This window comes from Spirillospora sp. NPDC052269 (assembly GCF_040679435.1).
Lineage (GTDB): Bacteria > Actinomycetota > Actinomycetes > Streptosporangiales > Streptosporangiaceae > Spirillospora.
Genome location: NZ_JBFAUU010000005.1, coordinates 427,706 through 443,859 on the forward strand (window position 1 = coordinate 427,706; position 16,154 = coordinate 443,859).

The 16,154-nt window shown below is 73.0% G+C and carries 17 protein-coding genes; 7 read left to right on the forward strand and 10 right to left on the reverse strand.

Going from position 1 to position 16,154, the window contains the following annotated elements:
* Window position 1: 1 nt before the first annotated feature.
* From AB0L06_RS13430 to AB0L06_RS13440, 3 genes are all read right to left on the reverse strand, one after another.
* The gene (locus AB0L06_RS13430; protein WP_500231234.1) at window positions 2-1,267 is read right to left on the reverse strand and encodes a sensor histidine kinase; all 1,266 of its coding nucleotides are present in this window, start codon (window positions 1,265-1,267) and stop codon (window positions 2-4) included.
* Between the two features lie 84 nt (window positions 1,268-1,351).
* Window positions 1,352-1,936, reverse strand: a complete 585-nt coding sequence (locus AB0L06_RS13435) for a MarR family winged helix-turn-helix transcriptional regulator (RefSeq protein WP_500231235.1) — start codon at window positions 1,934-1,936, stop codon at window positions 1,352-1,354.
* Window positions 1,937-2,155: 219 nt separating this feature from the next.
* The gene (locus AB0L06_RS13440) at window positions 2,156-2,989 is read right to left on the reverse strand and encodes an NAD-dependent epimerase/dehydratase family protein (protein WP_500231236.1); all 834 of its coding nucleotides are present in this window, start codon (window positions 2,987-2,989) and stop codon (window positions 2,156-2,158) included.
* 360 nt (window positions 2,990-3,349) lie between these two features.
* Between AB0L06_RS13440 and AB0L06_RS13445 the strand changes: the two genes are divergently transcribed.
* Window positions 3,350-3,868, forward strand: a complete 519-nt coding sequence (locus AB0L06_RS13445; RefSeq protein ID WP_500231237.1) for an O-acetyl-ADP-ribose deacetylase — start codon at window positions 3,350-3,352, stop codon at window positions 3,866-3,868.
* An 18-nt stretch (window positions 3,869-3,886) separates the two neighbouring features.
* Here AB0L06_RS13445 and AB0L06_RS13450 read toward each other — a convergent pair whose 3' ends face one another.
* Window positions 3,887-4,525, reverse strand: a complete 639-nt coding sequence (locus AB0L06_RS13450) for a response regulator (protein ID WP_500231238.1) — start codon at window positions 4,523-4,525, stop codon at window positions 3,887-3,889.
* The gene (locus AB0L06_RS13455) at window positions 4,492-5,739 is read right to left on the reverse strand and encodes a sensor histidine kinase (protein WP_500231239.1); all 1,248 of its coding nucleotides are present in this window, start codon (window positions 5,737-5,739) and stop codon (window positions 4,492-4,494) included. Before AB0L06_RS13455 ends, AB0L06_RS13450 begins: the two co-directional genes overlap by 34 nt.
* 68 nt (window positions 5,740-5,807) lie before the next feature.
* Between AB0L06_RS13455 and AB0L06_RS13460 the strand changes: the two genes are divergently transcribed.
* A complete protein-coding gene (locus AB0L06_RS13460) occupies window positions 5,808-6,023 on the forward strand; it encodes a hypothetical protein (RefSeq protein WP_500231240.1) in 216 nt (71 codons plus the stop codon).
* 90 nt (window positions 6,024-6,113) lie between these two features.
* Here AB0L06_RS13460 and AB0L06_RS13465 read toward each other — a convergent pair whose 3' ends face one another.
* The 3 genes from AB0L06_RS13465 to AB0L06_RS13475 form a co-directional block, all read right to left on the reverse strand.
* Window positions 6,114-6,578, reverse strand: coding sequence for a universal stress protein (locus AB0L06_RS13465; RefSeq protein ID WP_500231241.1), 465 nt, complete (start codon window positions 6,576-6,578; stop codon window positions 6,114-6,116).
* An 80-nt stretch (window positions 6,579-6,658) separates the two neighbouring features.
* A complete protein-coding gene (locus AB0L06_RS13470) occupies window positions 6,659-7,432 on the reverse strand; it encodes a TIGR03084 family metal-binding protein (RefSeq protein WP_500231242.1) in 774 nt (257 codons plus the stop codon).
* Window positions 7,433-7,442: 10 nt separating this feature from the next.
* Window positions 7,443-9,098, reverse strand: a complete 1,656-nt coding sequence (locus tag AB0L06_RS13475; protein WP_500231243.1) for an AMP-binding protein — start codon at window positions 9,096-9,098, stop codon at window positions 7,443-7,445.
* 278 nt (window positions 9,099-9,376) lie between these two features.
* Here AB0L06_RS13475 and AB0L06_RS13480 point away from each other — a divergent pair, with 278 nt between their 5' ends.
* Window positions 9,377-10,156, forward strand: a complete 780-nt coding sequence (locus tag AB0L06_RS13480) for a class I SAM-dependent methyltransferase (protein ID WP_500231244.1) — start codon at window positions 9,377-9,379, stop codon at window positions 10,154-10,156.
* Window positions 10,157-10,253: 97 nt separating this feature from the next.
* Here AB0L06_RS13480 and AB0L06_RS13485 read toward each other — a convergent pair whose 3' ends face one another.
* The gene (locus AB0L06_RS13485) at window positions 10,254-11,015 is read right to left on the reverse strand and encodes an SDR family NAD(P)-dependent oxidoreductase (protein WP_500231245.1); all 762 of its coding nucleotides are present in this window, start codon (window positions 11,013-11,015) and stop codon (window positions 10,254-10,256) included.
* 107 nt (window positions 11,016-11,122) lie between these two features.
* Between AB0L06_RS13485 and mshA the strand changes: the two genes are divergently transcribed.
* From mshA to AB0L06_RS13500, 3 genes are all read left to right on the forward strand, one after another.
* Window positions 11,123-12,433, forward strand: a complete 1,311-nt coding sequence (mshA, locus tag AB0L06_RS13490) for a D-inositol-3-phosphate glycosyltransferase (RefSeq protein WP_500231246.1) — start codon at window positions 11,123-11,125, stop codon at window positions 12,431-12,433.
* Between the two features lie 50 nt (window positions 12,434-12,483).
* Complete coding sequence (locus tag AB0L06_RS13495; protein ID WP_500231324.1) at window positions 12,484-12,963, forward strand: type III secretion system chaperone family protein; 480 nt, start codon at window positions 12,484-12,486, stop codon at window positions 12,961-12,963.
* A gap of 92 nt (window positions 12,964-13,055) precedes the next feature.
* Window positions 13,056-13,808: a phosphoglyceromutase gene (locus tag AB0L06_RS13500; protein ID WP_500231247.1), complete on the forward strand. Its 753-nt coding sequence runs from the start codon at window positions 13,056-13,058 to the stop codon at window positions 13,806-13,808.
* Window positions 13,809-13,888: 80 nt separating this feature from the next.
* Here the strand turns inward: AB0L06_RS13500 and phoU are convergent, their stop codons facing one another.
* On the reverse strand, window positions 13,889-14,551 hold the full coding sequence (phoU, locus tag AB0L06_RS13505) for a phosphate signaling complex protein PhoU (RefSeq protein WP_500231248.1): 663 nt from the start codon (window positions 14,549-14,551) through the stop codon (window positions 13,889-13,891).
* 299 nt (window positions 14,552-14,850) lie between these two features.
* Here phoU and AB0L06_RS13510 point away from each other — a divergent pair, with 299 nt between their 5' ends.
* Window positions 14,851-16,152, forward strand: a complete 1,302-nt coding sequence (locus AB0L06_RS13510; protein ID WP_500231249.1) for a sensor histidine kinase — start codon at window positions 14,851-14,853, stop codon at window positions 16,150-16,152.
* Window positions 16,153-16,154 lie beyond the last annotated feature (2 nt).

A 16,154-nucleotide genomic window follows, 5' to 3' on the forward strand; every position in this document is an offset into this window, starting at 1 on the left:
GTCACGGCGTGTGGAGGGGGAGGGAGACGGACACGGCGGTGGGGCCTCCAGACGGGCTGTGCACGGTCAGTTCGCCGTCCACGGTAGCGATCCGGCCGGCCAGCCCGGCCAGCCCGCCGCCCGGCCGGACCTCCGCGCCGCCGCGCCCGTCGTCGGTGACGCGCAGCAGGAGGCGGCCGCCCGCCACCCGCGCGTCGATGCCCAGCAGCGACGCGTCCGCGTGCTTGGCGGCGTTCGCGACCAGCTCGGCGGCGCAGAAGTAGGCCATCGACTCGATCGCCGCGGACGGACGTTCGGGCAGGTCGGTGGCCAGTTCGGCGCGGACCGGGCTGCGCGCGCCGAGGGTCGCGAGCGCCGCGTCCAGGCCCTTGTCCAGGACGGGCGGGTGGATGCCGCGGACCAGTTCGCGCAGCTCGCCGATCGCGGCGCGGGCCTCCTCGTGCGCCGCGTCCACCAGCTCGCGGACGGCGTCCGGCGCGTCCGGCGGGAGGGTCTCCTTGAGCATCGCGAGCCGGATCGTGACCGCGACCAGGCGGACCTGCGCGCCGTCGTGCAGGTCCCGCTCGATCCGGCGGACGGTCGCGACCGCGTCCTCGACCGCGTACGAACGGCTCTCCTCCAGCGCCCGGATGCGCACCTCGGACGCCCCTGGACGGAACACCAGCCGCAGGATCCACACGTCCAGACGGGCGACGGCGCGCGTCGCGACGGGCGCGGCGAGCAGCAGCAGCGCGCCGACCGCGGAGAGCGCGGCCGTGCGGGGCCAGGAGTCGAAGAGGATCCCCGAGAACATCAGCCCGTGGCGGACGCGCCCGGACCCGTCCGTGATCGTCGACTCGTTCGCCCCGAGCCGCCACTGCACCGGGGACGTCAGCAGGAGCACCCCGTACACCCAGGTGAGCAGCACGGTCATCAACCCGAGCAGCCCGGTCGGGACGCTCACCGCCAGGTATCCGAACGCGCGGTACCCGAGCGGCCCGTGCTGGTCACGCACCCATCCGCGCAGGCCCCGCGCCTTCTCCCGGGACGGCGCGGGCACGTCCGCGCCCAACAGCCGGACGGCCAGGGCGCGCCGTCCCGCCGCCATCTGGACGGACCCGTACAGTACGGCGGCGGACGCGGGCGCCCCGATCCGCGTGACGGCCAGAAGGAGGGCGGCGAAGCCCGCGTAGATCGCGTAGAGGACCCCGACGGCGCTCAGCGCGCCGCTGCCGACCAGATAGAGCGCGGGCGCCCAGCAACGCCGATCGAAGGGGGTCCACCGCATCCGCCCAGCGTCCCCGACGACGGCGTCCGCGTCGATCGTGCCTCCACGAGGACGGGGGTTCGGTCGCCCCCACCCCTCAGGGGCTCAGGCGGCGTCACGCCCCGAGTCGTCGTCAGGGGCGTCCAGGGCCGCGCCGGCGGCGCAGATCTCGACGCCCGCCGCGGGCGGTTCGGGGTCGTTGGGACAGACCGGGGCGTCCGGGCAGACCGGCGCGTCCGGGTCGAGCCCGGCGAGCAGGGTGGTGAGGACGTCGTCGAAGGACTCGCGCTGCGCGGGCGTGAGCCGGTCGAACACCAGGCGGCGGACCTCGCCGACGTGCCCCGGCGCGGCCTTCTCGAGGACCGCCATGCCGTCGTCGGTCAGCGACGCGATGATCGCGCGCCGGTCGTCCGGATGGCGGCTGCGCACCACCCAGCCGTTCGCCTGGAGCTTGTTGACCGCGTGCGACAGCCGGCTCGGGGACGCGCGCACGTCCGTGGCCAGCTCGGTCATGGTGAGCGACCGGCCGGGCGCCTCCGAGAGCATCGCCAGGATCAGGTAGTAGCTGAAGGGCAGGCCCTCATCGCGGCTGAGCTGCCGCTCCATCGCCTCCGACAGCAGCCGGGAGAACGCGATGAAGGCGCGCCAGGTCCGCTGCTCCTCCTCGTCGAGCCACCGGGTGTCCGTCATGCGACCATCATACTTGAAGTTTCAATGATTCGCCCGGTCCGCCCCCATGGAATATCCCGAAGGCGGACGGACGGTACAGATCGGACGACCGAGGGCCGCACCGCCCCCGGGCGTGTCGCACCGAGCCCGATCAAGGCCGGTCTGGCCCGATCAAGGTCCGTCAGAGCACGATCAAGGTCCGTCGGAGCACGATCACGGCCCGGCGGAACCTCGCGGAACTCAGTCGATCTCGGCGAAGCCCTCGCGCCAGGACGCCAGGCGCGGCTTCCAGCCCAGTTCGAGCGCCCGCGCGTTGGACACCGGACGGCCCTGCAGGGCGGCGTGCCGGGCGGTCGGCGGGGTGGGCGCGCCGAGCGCCGCGCTGTAGACCGGCACCCATTCGGCGGCCGTCGCGGGCTCGTCGTCCACGATGTTCACCGGGCCCTCGGGCCAGTCGAGCGCCGCGACCGCCGCCGAGGCGGCGTCGTCCACGTGGACGAAGCAGGTCCAGGACGGGGTGAGCTTCAGCGCCTCCGCGTGCACCTGCTGGGCGATGGCGCCTTCCGGGGCGTACCAGGTGCCGGGGCCGTAAAACGCTCCATAACGGAGCACGACGCCGTGCGGCATCTCGCCGACGGCCTTCTCCAGCGCGGCGACGGCGGGGTACGGCTGGAGCGACGGGTCGAGGTCGTCGTCCTCGGTGGCCGGGTCCTCGCCGGGGCGGTAGACCCAGGCGATCGACTGGGCGATCATCTTCTCCACGCCGGCCGCGCGCGCCGCGTCCACCAGGTTGCGCGTGCCGTCGATCCGCAGCCGCGCGTTGGCGTCGAAATCCCCCGCGGACAGATCGGTGAGCTGGTGGATCACCACGTCGGGCGCGTGCTCGGTGAGCGCCGCCGTCAGTGCTTCGGCGTCGAACACGTCCACGACGCACGGGGTGGCGTGCTGGTCGGCGATCAGCTGCGCGCGCTCGGGGCTGCGGGTCGTTCCGACGACCTCATGACCGGCCTGGACCAGCAACGGGACCAGCCGCCGCCCGACCACGCCGGTCGCGCCCGCGACGAGAATCTTCAAGGGGGGCACCTCCACGACTTTCACACCATTGTGGTCGCTGTAGCGGCAGGATAGTGCCGCCTGTGACGACGTTTTCTCCGGCGGTTCGCTCGTTCGTGACCTGGCCGCCACCACGGGCCCAGCGGTCAGGCCCGAGATCGGCCGCCGAATTATCGGTACTTTCCGGTATTCCATGAAACCCGATGACGCCCGCTCGCGCCCGCCGTTTGGCCCGTCCCGGCCCCGATTTCGCGCGCCCGCACCGGGTTTAACGTTCCGACCCCCTGAGCAGGGTTCCCGACGGGATCAGAGGACGGTGTGCCTGTCCAGAAATGCGCGTTTTATGGTGGACACGCCGTTGGTAGGGGTGAAAGGGAAGCGATGAAGATCACTCTGGTGCGCGGGGACATCACCGCCCAGCGCGTGGACGCGGTGGTGAACGCGGCCAACTCCTCGTTGCTCGGCGGAGGCGGGGTGGACGGCGCGATCCACCGCAACGGCGGACCGGAGATCCTGGAGGCGTGCCGCAAATTGCGGGCCTCACATTACGGCGGCGGCCTGCCCACCGGCCAGGCGGTCGCCACCCCGGCCGGACGCCTTCCCGCGCGCTGGGTCATCCACACCGTAGGCCCCGTCTACTCCGCCTCGGAGGACCGCTCGGCCCAGCTGGCGTCCTGCTTCCGCGAGTCCCTCCGCACGGCGGACGAGCTCCGGGTCGCCTCGATCGCCTTCCCCGCCGTGTCCGCCGGGATCTACGGCTGGCCGGTGGACGACGCCGCCCGCATCGCCGTGACCACGGTCGCGTCCACCCCGACCACCGTGGAGGACATCCGGTTCGTCCTGTTCACCGAGGAGGCGTACACGGCCTTCGAGCACGCCCTGAAAGCACTGAGCGGATAGTTCCTACTGGCGTTCCGGTCAGGGCGGGCTTTCGGCGCCGATCAGGCCCCGGCGCATCGCGGCCATCACGGCGGACGTGCGGTCCGACACGCCGAGTTTGCCGAACACCCGCAGCAGGTGCGTCTTCACCGTGGCCTCGCCGATGTGCAGGCGCGCCCCGACCTCGGCGTTGGTGAGGCCGCGCGCGACCAGTTCGAGCACCTGCCGTTCGCGTTCGGACAGGCCGGGGGCCGCCTCGGCCGCCGCGAGCCGGTCCGCGACGTCCTTCGACAGGGCCCGTCCGCCGCCCGCGACGGTGCGCACGGCCACGGCCAGTTCGGCGCGTGACGCGTCCTTGAGCAGGTAGCCGGACGCCCCGGCGGCGATCGCCCGCGCGATGTCGGCGTCGCCCGCGTACGTCGTCAGCACGATGATCCGGAACTCGGGGGCCAGCAGCCGGAGCGCGTCCAGGCCGCCCCCGCCCGGCATGCGCAGGTCCATGAGGATCACGTCCGGGCGCAGCCGGGGCGCGACGGCGACCGCCTCCGGCCCGGACGCCGCCTCGCCGACCACCGTCAGGTCCGGCTCTGCGGCGAGCATTCCGCGCAGGCCCTCCCGGATGATCGGATGGTCGTCCACGATCATCACGCCGAGTGGACGGTCGCTTTGGCCGGGCATGGGATCACCGCCTCCACGGTCGTTCCCGAGCCCGGCGCGCTGGTGAGGGACAACGTGCCTCCGGTCTGCTCGATACGGGTGCGCATGCCGCCGAGTCCGTAGCCGCCGCTCGTGCACGCGGGGTCGAAACCCGGACCGTCGTCGGTCACCGTGAGAAGCGCGGTGTCCGGCGCGAACTCGATTCGGACGAGCACATCGCGCGCGCACGAGGCATGCCGCCGGATGTTGGCCAGCCCCTCCTGCGCGACGCGGAGCATCGCCGTCTCCACGTCCATGTTCAGCGGACGCGGCGGACCGTCCACCTCAAAGAGTGCGGGAAGGGCGGAGTCGTCCACCAGCCGCCGCAGCGCCTCGACCAGGGATCCCGTGGTCAGGGAGGGCGGCGCGAGGGCGGCGACCACCGCGCGCGTCTCGGCGAGATGCTCGCGGGCGGTGCGCGCGGCCAGTTCGAGCCGCCGATCCGGGCCGAGGTCGGCCATCGCGGCCTGGAGCAGCATCCCGATGCCGGTCAGGCCCTGCGCGAGGGTGTCGTGGATCTCGCGGGCGAGCCGCTCGCGCTCGCCCAGCGCGCCGCGCTCCCGGCTGATCTCGGCGAGTTCCGCGCGGGTGCGGCGCAGCTCGTCGATCAGCTCGGCGCGCTCCGCGCTCTGCCGGGAGACCCGGTCGATCAGCCAGCCCAGCAGGGCGTCGCAGGCCAGCAGACCCAGCATGACCGAGACGGTCAGCACCCACGGGAAGCCGGTCTCCCGCAGGATCCCCACGATGATCCCGATCGTCAGCAGCCCGACCAGGGCGGTGCCGCGCACCGGGCGCAGCAGCATGAACGCCAGCGGGGTCAGCGCGCCCATGATCGTCGCGGTCGCCGGGGCCAGCATGACCGCCGGGACGAACAGCACGACCATGATCACGGCGAACGGGTACGTCCCGGGCGCGGGACGCGCCGGATGGCGCAGCGCGCGCCGTCCCAGAGCGGCGTACGCGACGGCCAGGCCCACCAGCAGCCCCGCCGCGACCGCCTCCCTGAGGTCTCCGCGGCCCTCCTCGGGGAGGGCGGTGACCGTCACGAGGGTCAGGACGAACAGGAGGGCGAAGTAGGCGTCCCAGTACCGGAACGACCTCCGCCAGAAGTCGTCGGCGCCCGAAGCGGCGGACGCGCCGGAGTCCGGGTCGGCCGGAAGGCCGCTGTCCGATTCAGTCGGAATGCCGCTGCCCATGCGCCGCCCTTGCCTGTCCACCGATCGGTGGATAGTACCGGCGCGGATCGGCTCACATCATGCTCTGTATGGACAGACGCATCTATTTTCGGGTGATGATCGCGGTCAGCGCGCTCTTCGGTGTCACCGTCGGCATCGTGGCCATGGTCTCGGACGGGCTGGTGGGCCCGACCGCCGCGATCGGCGGCATCGTCGTCGCCGCCGGCTGGGCGATCGGCGCCATGGTCACCCGCCCGGCCGGAGGCGGCCGCGACCGCGGCCGGGACCGGACCCGGGGCAGGTAGTCCCCGGCCGGCCGGAGACCGTTTCGTAGCCGCCGTGCCGGGGCGTCGTGGCCGCCGCGTCGGGCGGGGGCGTTCGGGGAGCGCGGCCGGTCAGTCCTCCTTCTTGCCGTGCGGGACGACCAGGACGGCGCGGTGGGTCTTGTGCAGCACGCGCGTGGACACGCTGCCGAGGATCACCGAGCGGGTGGCGCCGAGGCCGCGCGAGCCGGTGACGATGACGTCGGCGTCGAGCTCCTCCGCGACGTCCACGATGCCCGCCCAGATCGGGCCGGTCGTGCGCGCGGACCGCGCCTCGACCTGCTCGAACCCGGCCTTGCGGGCGATCTCGGCGCCGGCCAGCGCGAGCCGCCGGGCCTGCTCCTCCTCGGGCCACTCGTCGGACTCCTTGTCCACCGACAGTGCCCCGGCGGCGGCGAGGGGGGCCCAGTTGATCTGGCTGAGCAGAGGCTCCCAGACGGTCAGGATGGCGACGGGCTCCTGGCGGAGCGTGCGGGCGGCGAACTCGATGGCGGTGCGCGAGTCGTCGGAGCCGTCGAAAGCGATCAGGATGGTCATGCTTCAGTCCTATCCCTTGATCGGCCGAATTCAACCCGAGGTGCCGAAGATCACCGTCCGGGGCCGTCCGTCCGCCGAGGTCAGCCGCGCGCCGGACGGTCGCCGCCGGGCGGTCCGGCGAACGTCTGGACCACCTCCAGCCAGCGGTCGGCGTCGGGTCCGGCGGCGGTGACGGCCACGTCGGCGCGGTTCCGGCGGCGGGTGGCCAGGAGGCAGAAGTCGAGCGCGGGGGCGGTCACCCGCTGGGCGGCGTCCGCGGGGCCCCACGTCCACGGGTCCCCGCCGTCCGGTGGGGTGATCTCGACGCGGAACGCCTCGGCGGGCGGCGTCAGGCCGCGGTTGAGGAAGGCGAAGTCGCGTGCCCGGACGGCGATGTGCGCGACGTGCCGCAGCCGGCGCGTGGGGGCGCGGGTCACGCCGAGCGCCTCCGCGACGTCCTCGCCGTGCGCCCAGGTCTCCATGATCCGCGCGGTCGCCATGGACCCGGCGGCCATCGGCGGGCCGAACCACGGCAGCCGCGTGCCGGGCGGGAGCGCGGCGAGCGCCGTGCGCAGCTCCGCCAGGCCCTCGCGCCAGCGGCCGAGAAGCTCGGCGGGGGCGAGCTTCGCGCCCTCGGCGGCGGCGAGGTCCACGTCCTCGATCCGGGGGAGGTTCGCCAGGAACGCGCCGGGATCGGTGGCCGCGCGCAGGGCGGCCACCTCCGTCCAGGTCAGGTGCGCGATCTGGTGGGCGATGGTCCAGCCCGCGGCGGGCGTGGGCGTGGCCCACGCGGCGGCGTCGAGGGGAGCGACGAGCGCGTCGAGGGACGCGCCCTCGTCGGCCATGTCGGCGAGCAGCGCGTTGAGATCCGGCATTCCGCCAGCATCACCCGCCGCACGCCCCTGGCGGAAGGCCCGGACCGAGCAGGATTCGGGCCGCCGCGTAGTCGGCCTTGCCGTTGGGCAGCCGGAGTGATCCGTCCGTCCGGACGAACGCCTTGGGGATCTTGTAGCGGGCGAGATGGCCCGCGCAGCCCCTCCGCAGGTCGGCGTCCGAGGGGCCGCCGGACGCGGCGGTCCGCACGACCGCGACGATCTCGCTTCCCCAGCGCTCGCTCGGACGGCCGACGACCAGCGCGTCGGCGACGCCGGGCAGGCCGCGCAGGACGGTCTCGACCTCCTCGGCGAACACCTTCTCGCCGCCGGTGTTGATCGTGGTGGCCTCGCGTCCGCGCACCTGGACGGTGCCGTCCGGGAGGATCCGGGCACGGTCCCCGGCGACCACGACGCGCGTCTCGTCCAGGGTCACGAACGTCTCGGCGGTCTTGTCCGGATCGTTGAGGTAGCCGAGCGGGATCGTGCCGGTCTTGGCCAGCCAGCCCAGCTCGTCCTCGCCGGGCGCGAGCACGCGGGACCGGTCGGCGCTGAGCACGACCGCGCCGGGCGAGGCGGCGAACGGCCGGTCGTCCGCGCCCTGCCGGGTCACCTGGAGCCCCGTCTCGGACGACCCGAGCACATCGACGATCCGCGCGCCGGGCAGCAGCTCCAGCAGGCGTCTCTTCACGCCCGGGCTGATCCCGGCGGCCGAGTTCAGCAGCGTCCGCAGCGCCGTCAGGTCGTGGTCGCGGCGCTCCAGCTCCGCGGCGAGGGGACGGGCGAACGCGTCGCCCACCAGCGGGATCCGGGTGATCCGCTCGCGCTCGGCGACGGCCAGCAGGTCGGCCGCGTCCAGGCCGTCCACACGCGCGGGGAAGACCACGCACGCGCCGCCGCACCAGGCGCCGAGCGCCGACCACGTCCCGGCGCCGTGCATCAGCGGCGGCCCGACCAGCACCCTCGCCGCCGACCGGACGGCCCGCGCGACCGCCTCGTCCAGGTCGGTGATCGCGGTGTGGTCGCCGCGGCGCATGCCGAGCGGGCCGAGCATCAGGTCCCCGATCCGCCAGAGCACGCCCTTGGGAAGCCCGGTCGTCCCGCCCGTGTACAGGATGTGCAGGTCACCGGCATCGGGAACGACCCCCAGCGGCTCGTCGGAGGTGGCCTCGAGGGCCGCCTCGTACGCGCGCGCGTTGGTCGGCTGCGGGGTGCCGGACCCGTCGTCCACAAACAGGAGCAGGGGTTGGAGGCCCGTGCGCTCGAGGACTTCAATGATCTGTGGGGCGTACCCGGCGTGGTAGATCACCGCGCTCGGACGGGCGTCCTCGAAGAGCCGCACCAGCTCGTCGCCGGTGTAGCGGTAGTTGACGTTGAACGGCGCGACACGGGCCATGTGCGCGCCGACCAGGCCCTCCAGGTATTCGGGGCCATTGTGCAGACACAGAGCGAGGTGATCATGTGGCGACTCCCAGGGCTCGCCCTGCGGCCCGTGCCGTCCGAGCCCGTCCTCGTGCAGGACGCGTGCGAGCCGGCGGCTGCGCCCGACCATGCCGCGCCACGTCCGCGAGTGCCGCCCGTTCACGTCGTGCCAGACCAGACACTCCCGCTCCGGCATCGCCTCCGCGATCGCCTCGAGCAATCCGGCCAGCTCAAGCTGCCCGTCCACCCCCGGTTCCCTCACACCCTCCTGCCTACCCGCTCGGCGCGTGGTGGCGGGCTCGTGCGCGGCAAGCTCCCGGCCTGTGGAGGCGGATCCGTGCGCAGGCAGGGGCTGGCGGGCGGGGGCGGGCTCGTGCGCGGCGGTGGGATCGGGCATGGGGCTCCCTTGCTCGCGGACGGGCGGGAGATCACCGTAACTGATCGCTTACGTCAACAGAATCCCGTTCGGTCCACCGGGCGGCGAGAATCGACGGCGTGGCGCGCGCGACGAGACCCCAGGGGGAGGTGACCCGGGGAACGACGAACCCGAACCGGCTCCGCCGAGCGGACCGGTGGACGGCCGCGACCCAGGGACGCCTGCTCCGTGCGGCCCCGCGTCCGCTCGCCGTCGACCTCGGGTACGGCGCGACCCCGATCACCACGATCGAGTTCTACACGCGCCTGCGCGCCGTGGCGCCCGCGGTCGAGGTCGTCGGCATCGAGATCGAGCCGGATCGCGTCGCCGCGGGTCAGGCCGTGCAGGCGCGGTATCCGGGGCTGTCGTTCCGGCGCGGCGGGTTCGAACTCCCCGTCGGCCGTCCGCCGACGCTCGTGCGCGCGTTCAACGTGCTGCGCCAGTACGACGAGGACGCCGCCTGGCAGGCCTGGGACGACCTGACCGCGCGGCTCGATCCGTCCGGCGTGCTGATCGAGGGCACCTGCGACGAGATCGGCCGCCGCGCGGTCTGGGTGACGCTCGACCGCACCGGCCCGCGGACGATCACGTTCGCCGCGCACCTGCCGTCCCTCGAGCGGCCGTCCGACCTCGCGCCGCGGCTGCCCAAGACGCTGATCCACCGCAACGTCGAAGGGGAGGCCGTGCACGCGCTGCTCGCCGACCTCGACCGCGCGTGGGCCATCGCCGCGCCGCAGTCGGTCTTCGGCGCGCGCGCCCGCTGGATCACCGCCGTCGAGCACCTCGCGGCGACCCACCCGGTCTGCGCGACCCCGCCCTACGGCGGAAGGGCCCGCTGGCGCCTGGGCGAACTCACCCTCCCCTGGACAGCCGTCGCCCCCACCCGCTGACCCCGTCCGGCGCGTCCAGCCTGGTCAGCCGGTCGTTCCCGCCCGCTGATCGGGCGGCGCGGGCGTTAGCTCTCGCGGTGGAGCTTGGGTCAGGGCGTCAGTTCTCGCGGTGGAGCTTGTGCGGGGCCGCCTGGACGCGGGGCTGGACGTCGATGCGGTCGATGTTGACGTGCGCCGGACGGGTGACGGCCCAGGCGACGCAGTCGGCGACGTCCGCCGCGACGAGCGGCTCGGGGACGCCCTCGTACGGCTTCCCGGCGCGCTCGGCGTCGCCGCGGAACCGGACGAGGCTGAACTCCTCGGTCTTGACCAGGCCGGGCGCGATCTCGGTGATCCGCACCGGCCGGTCCACCAGCTCCAGCCGCATGACCTCGTTGATCGCGTAGGCGGCGTGCTTGGCGGCGTTGTACCCGGCCCCGCCCTCGTACGCGACGTGCGCGGCGAGCGAGGTGATGTTCACCACGTGACCGGCCCCGGACGCGATCATCTTCGGCAGCAGCGCCTTGGTCACCCGCAGCAGCCCGAGGACGTTGGTGTCGTACATGGCCTGCCAGTCGGCCGGGTCGGCGTTCTCGACCGACTCCAGGCCGATCGCGCCGCCCGCGTTGTTCACCAGGACGTGGCAGGAGTCGAGCGCCTCCGCCAGCGCGTCCACGGACTCCTGGGACGTGACGTCCAGGGTCACCGGGACGACCTTGCCCGCGCCCGGCACCTCCTCGGCGATCTCCTTGACGAGGGCGTCCAGCCGGTCCCGGCGGCGCGCGGCCGCCACGACGTTGAACCCCTCGGCGGCGAGCCTCCGCGCCGTCGCCGCCCCGATGCCGCTGCTCGCCCCGGTCACCACCGCCGTTTTACGCATGCCGCACAGCTTCCCAGACAGGGCGGGGACGCACGTCACAGGGTCGCCTCCCTTGTACGGGAACAGTCGAACCGGCGGATAGGTTGCACCACTGGAGGTGGTGTCCGTTGTCGGGTCGTATCAAGCGAGTTGCGACGATCAGCCTGCACACGTCGCCCCTGGATCAGCCGGGCACGGGCGACGCGGGCGGCATGAACGTCTACGTCGTCGAGACCGCGAAACGGCTGGCCGAGCGGGGCGTCGAGGTGGACGTCTTCACCCGCGCGACCTCCCGGGCACTGCCGCCGGTCACCGAGCTGGCCCCCGGCGTCCTCGTCCGGAACGTCGTCGCCGGGCCGTTCGAGGAGCTGGACAAGGGCGAGCTGCCCCGCCACCTGTGCACGTTCACCTCCGGCGTGCTGCGTGCCGAGGCGTCCTACGACCCCGGCCACTACGACCTGATCCACACCCATTACTGGCTTTCCGGCCAGGCCGGATGGGCCGCCAAGCGGCGCTGGGGCGTACCGCTCGTGCACTCCATGCACACCATGGCCAAGGTCAAGAACGCCGCCCTCGCCGCCGGTGACGCCCCCGAGCCCCTCCTCCGCGTGAACGGCGAGCAGCAGATCGTCGACACCGCCGACCACCTCGTCGCCAACACCGCCAAGGAGACCCGCGAGCTCGCCGGCCTCTACGCCGCCGACCCGTCCCGCATCGCCACCGTCAGCCCCGGCGTCGACCTGGCCCTCTTCCGCCCGGAGTCGCCGGTGATCGCGCGCGGCACCGGGCTGCTCCCGCACCGCACCGGCCCCGCGCGCCGCCGCCTCGGCCTTCCCCGGGACGCCTTCGTCCTGCTGTTCGTCGGACGGATCCAGCCGCTCAAGGCCCCCGACGTGCTGCTCCGCGCCGTGGCGCTCATGCTCCACCAGGAGCCCGCGCTGCGCTCCAAGCTGGTCGTCGCCGTCGTCGGCGGGCCGTCCGGAGCCGGGCGGAGCCGTCCCGAGGTCCTCCAGCGGCTCGCCGCCGAACTCGGCATCACCGACGTCGTCCGGTTCGAGCCGCCCTGTCCGCAGCGTGAGCTCGCCGACTGGTACCGGGCCGCGGACGTCACGGTCGTGCCGTCCCACAACGAGTCGTTCGGGCTGGTCGCGGTCGAGTCGCAGGCGTGCGGGACGCCCGTCGTGGCCGCCGCCGTCGGCGGACTCCAGACCGCCGTGAAGGACGGCGAGTCCGGCATTCTGATCAACGGGCACGATCCCGCCGACTACGCGTCCGTCCTGCGCCGCCTGTGGGCCGAGCCCGGCACCCACCTCCGGCTCGCGCGCGGTGCGGTCCGGCATGCGCAGGCGTTCGGCTGGGACGCGACGGTGGACCGCCTGCTCGAGGTGTATACCGGTGCGACGACCCGCGAGGCGATGGTGAAGGAGATGGCCCGGTGAGCCACGGCGAGCAGGAGACCCCGGCGGAGCGGGCTGTCGGCGCCGACCCGATCACGGTGATCGAGGAGACGCTGCGGTCCGCCGAGCTGGAGTACAGCGTCCCGCGCGAGGGCGCGTTCTTCGTCAAGCTGCCGGGGCAGCACAAGCTCGCCACCATGACCTGGCTGATCGTCGGCGACCACAGCCTGCACGTCGAGGCGTTCTTCTGCCGCCAGCCGGACGAGAACCACGCCGACTTCTACCGCTTCCTCCTGGAACGCAACGGCCGCATGTACGGCATGTCGTTCGCGCTGGACGAGGTCGGCGACGTCCACATCGTCGGCCGCCTCCCGCTCCACTCCATCACCCCGGACGAGGTCGACCGGATCCTCGGCTGCGTCCTCACCTACTCGGACGAGAACTTCGACAAGGCCCTGGAACGCGGCTTCAAGACCTCGATCCAGAAGGAGTGGGACTGGCGGGTCAAGCGCGGCGAGTCGCTGGCGAACCTGCGGGCCTTCGCGTCCTTCGCCGACCCCGCCAACCGCTGACCCTCCCCGGGCCGCGGCCCGGCTGACCTGGGGACCTCCGGTCCCGGGCCTCGAGGACGGACCGCGCGCGGCGCCCGCTAGGCTCTGGTGCCATGGCGACCCTGGTTTTGCTGCGGCACGGCGAGAGTGTGTGGAACGCGGAGAACCTGTTCACCGGCTGGGTGGACGTGGACCTCTCCGCCAAGGGCGAGAGCGAGGCGACGCGCGGCGGCGACCTGCTGCTCGACGCCGACATCACCCCGGACGTGGTGCACACCTCACTGCTGAAGCGGGCCATCCGCACGGCGAACATCGCGCTGGACGTCGCGGACCTGCTGTGGATCCCGGTCCGCCGGTCCTGGCGGCTGAACGAGCGGCACTACGGCGCGCTGCAGGGCAAGAACAAGGCCCAGACGCTCGAGGAGTACGGCGAGAAGCAGTTCACGGTCTGGCGCCGCTCGTACGACACCCCGCCGCCGCCGATCAAGGACGACGACCCGCTGTCCCAGGTCAACGACCTGCGCTACGCGTCCCTGCCGTCCGAGCTGATCCCGCGCAGCGAGTGCCTCGCGGACGTCGTGGACCGCCTGCTGCCCTACTGGTACGACTCGATCGTCCCGGACCTGGCGAGCGGCGGCACCGTCATGGTCACCGCGCACGGCAACTCGCTCCGCGCGCTGGTCAAGCACCTCGACGGCGTCTCCGACGAGGACATCGTCGGCCTGAACATCCCCACCGGCATCCCGCTGGTGTACGAGCTCGACGACGACTTCGCCCCGCTCAAGCGCGGCGGCGAGTACCTCGACCCGGCCGCCGCCAAGGCCGCCATCGAGGCCGTCAAGAACCAGGGCGCGAAGAAGAAGTAGGCGCGAGGCCCCCCGAACGGCGAAGCCCGCCGCGTCCCCCTGGGAGGACGCGGCGGGCTTCTTCACGGTCCGGAGGACGGTCAGCCGGCGTCGATGATCTCCTGCGGGCGCTGCCCGGTGACCAGGTAGACGACGTTCTCCGCGACGTGGACGGCGTGGTCGGCGAACCGCTCGAAGTACCGTCCGGCCAGGGTGATGTCGACCGCGGGCTCGACGCCGTGCTTCCACTTGGGGGAGAGCAGCAGGTCGAACAGGCGGCGGTGCAGCCGGTCCATGGCGTCGTCGTCGGCGTCCAGCTCCAGGCCCATCTCGACGTCCCGGGACGCGATCACCGAGCCCGCCTTGGCGATCATGCGCTCGGCGATCTGGCCCATCTCCAGCACCGTGGACTGCAGCTCCGGCGGGACGGCCGTCTCCGGGTGCCGGCGGCGGGCGGTCTTGGCGATGTGGACGGCCAGGTCGCCCATGCGCTCCAGGTCGCTGCTCATCCGCAGCGTGGTGACCAGGGTCCGCAGGTCACCGGCGACCGGTTGCTGCCGGGCCATGAGGTCGAACACCGTCTCCTCGATCTCGGCGTCGATCTTGTTCACCAGCTCGTCGGCGGTGATCACCTCCTCGGCCAGTCGCAGGTCGGCGTCCAGCAGCGCGGTCACCGCGCGGGACATCGCCGAGCGGACCAGCCGGGTCATCTCGACCAGCTTGTCGGCGAGGGAGTCGAGTTCCTCGTGGTAGACGTCGCGCAATTGAAGATCCTCGGGTTTCGGGGAGGGGCGGGCGTGGGGCCCGTCCGGGTACTGCGGGAGCGGTACGGCACCGCCCACTCGGGTGCTTCGGGCGTCTGCGTGCCGCATCCGGAGCCGACGGCGCCGGGGCGTCCCGTGCCTCCGGGCGGACCCGGGGCGCGGGGCGTACTCGCCCACGACACACCCTGCCCGACCGGCATGAACCGATACGGATAAAGAGGTGAACATTGGGCTAACGGCTCACGCGGCGGCACCCCCATGGTGTGGGAGGGGTTCGATCGCCACCTACGATCCAAGATGTGGAAGTCGAGGTTGTCGCAGGTCTGACCGGGCTCGCCGGGCTCGCGATCGGACTCGCGACAGGATTGGCGGTACGGGTGAGCGAGCGTGCCCAGCGAACCGTGCCCCCGGCGCAGCCCCAGGGGGGACTGCCGCCGGGGATAGCGTCGGTGCTGAGCGTCCTGAGGTCGTCGGGCGTCGTCGTGGACGCCGAGGACAGGGTGCTGCGCGCGAGTTCGGCCGCCCGCGCGTACGGGCTGGTCAGCGATGATCGGATGGTCGTGGACGAGCTGCTGGCGATGGCCCGGCTCGTCCGCCGTGACGGCGAGATCCGGGAGACCGAGATCCAGGTCGGGCCGTCCCGGTCGCGCTCGCGCGCCGAGGGCCGCTGGTTCGCCGTCCGGGTCGCCCCGCTCGGCTCGCACGGCCTGGTGCTCGTCCTCGCCGAGGACCTCACCGAGATGCGCCGCGTCGAGGCCATCCGGCGCGACTTCGTCGCCAACGTCAGCCACGAGCTGAAGACCCCGGTCGGCGCGCTGTCGCTGCTCGCCGAGACCGTGGACGCGGCCGCCGACGACCCCGAGGCCGTCCGCCGGTTCGCCGGGCGGATGCAGCACGAGTCGGTCCGCCTCACCAACCTCGTCCAGGACCTCATGACCCTGTCCCGCATCCAGGGCGAGGAGCCGCTGGACGACCTGCACCCGGTCGAGCTCGACACGGTGATCGACGAGTCGCTCGACCGCTCGCAGATCCGCGCGGGCTCCAAGAACATCGAGCTGATCGTCGGCGGACGGCACGGCTTCCGGGTGCGCGGCGACGAGGAACTGCTGGTCACCGCGCTGCGCAACCTGATCGACAACGCCGTCGCCTACAGCCCCGAGAACACCCGCGTGGTCGTGGCGACCCGGCAGACCGATGACCAGCACGTCGAGATCACCGTCACCGACCAGGGCATCGGCATCCCCGACGGCGACCTGGAACGGATCTTCGAGCGCTTCTACCGGGTGGACCCCGCGCGGTCCCGGCAGACCGGCGGCACCGGGCTCGGACTGGCCATCGTCAAGCACGTCACCAGCAAGCACGGCGGCGAGGTCACGGTCTGGAGCAAGGAGGGCTCCGGCTCCACCTTCACCCTCCGGCTGCCGCTGCTGAACCCTTCGGCCCCGCCGCTCAGCGCGGGCGCAGAGACCCCCAGTGACGCCCCCGGCGAGTCCAACGGCACGGACCGCGGACCGGACGCGCCACGTCCGGACGCGACCCTCCTGTCGTTCGTCCACGGCCTCACCCCATCCCACCCGACCCCCGAGGACCGGACGCGGTGACT